This window comes from Segeticoccus rhizosphaerae, from assembly GCF_009192725.1.
Lineage (GTDB): Bacteria > Actinomycetota > Actinomycetes > Actinomycetales > Dermatophilaceae > Segeticoccus > Segeticoccus rhizosphaerae.
Genome location: NZ_VOHR01000326.1, coordinates 1 through 4,085 on the forward strand (window position 1 = coordinate 1; position 4,085 = coordinate 4,085).

The following is a 4,085-nucleotide window of genomic DNA, read 5'->3' on the forward strand; positions in this document are numbered from 1 at the left end:
CTGTGAGAGGTTCACTCGAAGGATCACACGGTGACCGCGCCTACGTCCGTCACGGACAAGTTGGCCACCGTGCGCTACACCACTATGAGGGACTCAACTCCGCTGGTCTGTGGTCTTGTGTTGGTCCTGTGGCAGTACCGCTGCAGTGGTCGGTCCAAGGAGTTGGAACAGGGCTGCAGCCGCAAGTGTCACGGTGGCGAATCCGCTGAGTCCGCCCAGGCCACGGTCTTGGAGCCAGGCCCAGGCGATCAGGGTGGTCGAGCCCGCGGCTATCGCGCCCGTGAGGGTCCAGAGGCCGCGGGTGCGGCGGCGGCCCATGGGGGTGATTGTCCAGGCGCCGTGGGACTCGATCAGGGTGATGGTGACCATGGCGACCAGGTTGACGGTCATGCCGACCCAGACGGGGTGGATGCCGAGGTAGAACTGGTCGGGTTGCCACCCTCCGAGCTGGTACCACGCCAGCCCGGTCGTGAAGCCCGCGCCCATGGCGGCTACGACGGCGCGGCGGGTGGCCAGTGGCCAGAAGAGTGCGGCGAGGACGGGCGCGAGGGTGGCTCCGTTGCGGAGGGTCCAGGCCAGTACGTTCCACCAGGCGGACTGTTCAGTACGTAGGAAGCCGAACGTGATCATCAGGGCGGTGAGCAGGACCAGCGACCGGCGGGTGTAGCCCACCAGGTCTGCTTCGGTGGCTGCTGGGCGGATGGCTCGGCCGACGTCACGGCCCAGGCTGGTGGCGCCGGAGAACTGGCACGGGCCGCCCCAGCCCAGGGCGCAGGCCCAGATGCCGAGGAAGAACACCGCCGCCAGCGGCGCGGGCAGCACTTGGGCGATGTAGAGGGGTACTCCGATGAGGCCGAGCGTCTGGCCGGGGACGACGAGGGCGGCGGCCAGCCCGAACACCACGCCGAGCAGGATGAAGGGCATCCCGAAGCCGACGGCATAGATCAGTCCTTTGCGGCCGGCCTCGGGGGTGCGGCAGGACAGCGCCATCTGTAGCGCGGCCTGGGCCAGGATGACGTTGACGATGAAGGTGCCGAACCAGGCCACTATCAGCGGCATGCCGACTCCGGTCCAGGCGAACATCTCCGGCCGGGCTGCGGCCAGGTCGGCCAAGCCGGCGGGGCCGGGGTTGATCAGGAACGCGGCGGCGCCGAGGGCGAGCATGAGGGCGAAGACCACGCAGTTGGCGGTCTGGGTGAAGGCGATCGACCACATGCCGCCGGACCACAGGTAGAACAGCAGCAGCAGCGCCGTGCACACGATCGCCACCTGGATGGACAGGCCGGTGAAGGCGTGCAGCGCGGAGGCGAACGCGATCGCGGTGGCGACCGACCACATCGGGAAGGTGAACGCGGTGATGGCTCCGCCCACTCCGAGGGCGAGTCGGCCGAACCGCTCACCGATTAGGCCGGAGATGGTCACCACCATCTGCTCCCGGAAGGGCACGACCAGCAGGCCGGCGATGAGCAGGACCTGCACCGACTCGGCGACGCCGTACCACAGTGCGGACACGCCGGTGTGGTAGCTGAGCTCGAGGATGGCGATGAACGAGGAGCCGGAGAACAGGCCGGTGATGCAGAACGCGACGGTGATCGGCCGGAACCGTCGACCGCCGGCGAAGAAGTCACGCCCGGCCGACTCCCGACGCCGGGCGATTCGTCCCGCACCGACCAGGAACAGGGTGTAGCCCAGGGCCAGGGCGATGGTCCAGGCGCCGACGCCGGTCATGACGCGTCCTGGACCAGGGTCCAGTCCAAGGTGACGGGCACGCCGGCGTCCTTGACCAGGTTGAAGGCGGGGCACCGGCGTTCCACCCCACGCTGCAGCTCGCCCAGCGCGTCGGGCACCGCGAGCCCGAACCTGGCCCGGACCACGACCTCGCGAAAGTGGGGACTGACCTCGGCGGTCCCGCGGAAGCCGCGGGTGTCCATGGTGGCCTGGATGTCGATGTCCAGCGCGGTCAGCCCGAGCTGTCGTTCGGTGGCGACGGTCTCGGCGACCACGGCCAGGCACCCGCCGAGGGCGGCGAGCACGTACTCCATCGGCGTGGGGGCGCTGTCGTCGCCTCCGACCGGGGCGGGTTCGGCGGTGTGGAAGGCGGCGAAGCTGCGCACCTGGTGGCGGGTGCGCATCGCGCCCTCCCAGCTGCTGTGGGCACGGACCCGTTTCAGCTGGGGCAGATCGGAGCGGGCGGTAGACGTGGACGTGGGTGTGGACACAAGAGACTCCGGAGACGTCGAGGCACCCGACGTTCGGTCGAGCACCAAAAGTGAAGGAGGCGAGCGCAGTCGGGCGCGCGGGAATGCGGCGAAGAAGTCAGCCGCGCGCAGGCCCTGGTCGACAGCGGTCCGCCGTCACCCGGCACAGGTCGACGTGCCGGCGCGCGAAGAACAGGCCGCCGCGGACAGTAGCGGCACGCCCTGTCGGTGTTGAAGACATCGGTCCTCCATCGGTCCTGGCGTTAGCACCCGCACCCGAACACCGGGGGGTTGCTGCAGCGTCGATGAGCCAGGTCTCTCAGCTGCTCTGGATAGGTGGCGACAAGGTAGCAGCCCAATCACCGTGAAGCGATGGCGTGTTCATCAGATGGACGGTGGTGAGATGGTCTGCATCACCCGCCGTGGAGGCCCACGCCGGTGACGGCAGTTCGGTTCGCAGGTAAAGCTGCTGTTGCTGGGGAACTGCGGTCTGGCAGGTGCCGTCCCGAGTGGGTCAGAGCATTCTCATGTTGGTGTTGAAGGTCGCCAGCTCGGCATTCGTGACGGCGTGTCTGACCACGAAGGCACGGTTGCCGACGCGCCAGAGGCCTTCTCCTTGTTGCAGGTTGGGTAGTTCGGCTTGTTCGGTGGCGGACAGGCCGAGGACGTCGGCGGTGTGGGGTGCTTCGGAGGTCTCTTGTTGGTAGATGATCTTGGTGGAGCAGTCGGCGAGCAGGCCGAGGGCCAGGGCCCTTGCTTCGGAGTCGGCGTTGCCGACGGCGTCCAGATCGGTGAGGCGGTGGATGACCATCAGGTTGGCGATGCCCAAGCCACGGGACAGTTTCCACTGTGACTGCATCCGGGCCAGGAGCGCGGGTTGTCGCAGGAGGCGCCAGGCTTCGTCGTAGACGACCCAGCGTTGGCCGCCGTCGGGGTCGGTCAGGGCGGCTTCCATCCAGGCTGAGGCGCAGGTCATCACCATGGCGATGAGCTGGTCGGAGCCGGTGATCGCGGAAAGGTCCAGGGAGATCATCGGCAGGCAGGGGTCGAAGGCGACGGTCGATTCGCCGTCGAACAGTCCGGCGAGGTCGCCGGAGACGAGGCGGCGTAGCGCGTGGCCGATCTGCCTGCCGTCGGCGGCGAGCTCTGCGAGGCTGGAGCCGGCGTCTGTCAGGCTGGGGTGGAACAGCGCGTCGACCACCGCCGGCAGTGTCGAGGGTGCGACACCAGTGACGGCGGCGCGTAGTGCTTGGTCGAGGGCGGTGTGTTCGGTGGCTCCCATCGGCCGGCCGAGCGCGGACTCGACGAGCGACCCGAGCAGGGTGCGGCGCCGGGTGGTGACCAGCGCCGCCCAGGCCGCGTCCGGCATACCTGCTGGGCGTGGGCCTTCGTCGAGGGGGTTGAGCCGGTTGGGGGAGCCACCGCCGAGTTGGATCACCGCGCCACCAACAGCCTGGGTGACGATGGACCATTCGCCTTTGGGGTCGCCGGGGACGTAGACCTTGCGGCCGAAGGCGATGGCGCGGGTGGCCATGGTTTTGGCGAGCATGGACTTGCCGCGGCCGACGACGCCGGCGAGCAGGCAGTTGGGGTTGGTCAGCACCCCTTGGGCGTAGAGGACCCAGGGGTCGAAGCAGAACCCGGATCCGGACCAGGCGTCGGGGCCGATGAAGACGCCTTGGCTGCCCAGGCCGGCTTCGGCCAGGAAGGGGTAGGCGCCCGCGAGGACCTGGGAGGTGGCTCGGTGCGCCGGGACCCGGAAGGTCCGGTAGGAGCGCAGCGCGTCTGGTCCTGTCTGGCCGCCGGCGGGCAGGTAGGCCGCGTCGTGCCGTTCGGCTTTGACCGCGTCCCGTCGCGCGCGGGCCCGGGCGTGCTGTTCGGCGCGGG

The 4,085-nt window shown here is 69.2% G+C and carries 3 protein-coding genes and 1 riboswitch; all 3 genes read right to left on the bottom strand.

Features of this window, described 5'->3' with window-relative positions; genetic code table 11:
- Positions 1–93: 93 nt before the first annotated feature.
- The gene (locus FRW57_RS18310) at positions 94–1,728 is read right to left on the bottom strand and encodes a sodium:solute symporter family protein (RefSeq protein ID WP_152186685.1); all 1,635 of its coding nucleotides are present in this window, start codon (positions 1,726–1,728) and stop codon (positions 94–96) included.
- Complete coding sequence (locus FRW57_RS18315; protein ID WP_152186686.1) at positions 1,725–2,219, bottom strand: OsmC family protein; 495 nt, start codon at positions 2,217–2,219, stop codon at positions 1,725–1,727. Before FRW57_RS18315 ends, FRW57_RS18310 begins: the two co-directional genes overlap by 4 nt.
- A gap of 224 nt (positions 2,220–2,443) precedes the next feature.
- Positions 2,444–2,537: riboswitch (SAM riboswitch) on the bottom strand.
- A gap of 175 nt (positions 2,538–2,712) precedes the next feature.
- On the bottom strand, positions 2,713–4,085 hold a 1,373-nt coding region (locus FRW57_RS18320), incomplete at its 5' end, for a VirB4 family type IV secretion system protein (RefSeq protein ID WP_238999484.1).

Bases quoted from the DNA above. Each gene is read 5' to 3' on its own strand.
- FRW57_RS18310 (WP_152186685.1), bottom strand. From the start codon at position 1,728: ATGACCGGCGTCGGCGCCTGGACCATCGCCCTGGCCCTGGGCTACACC.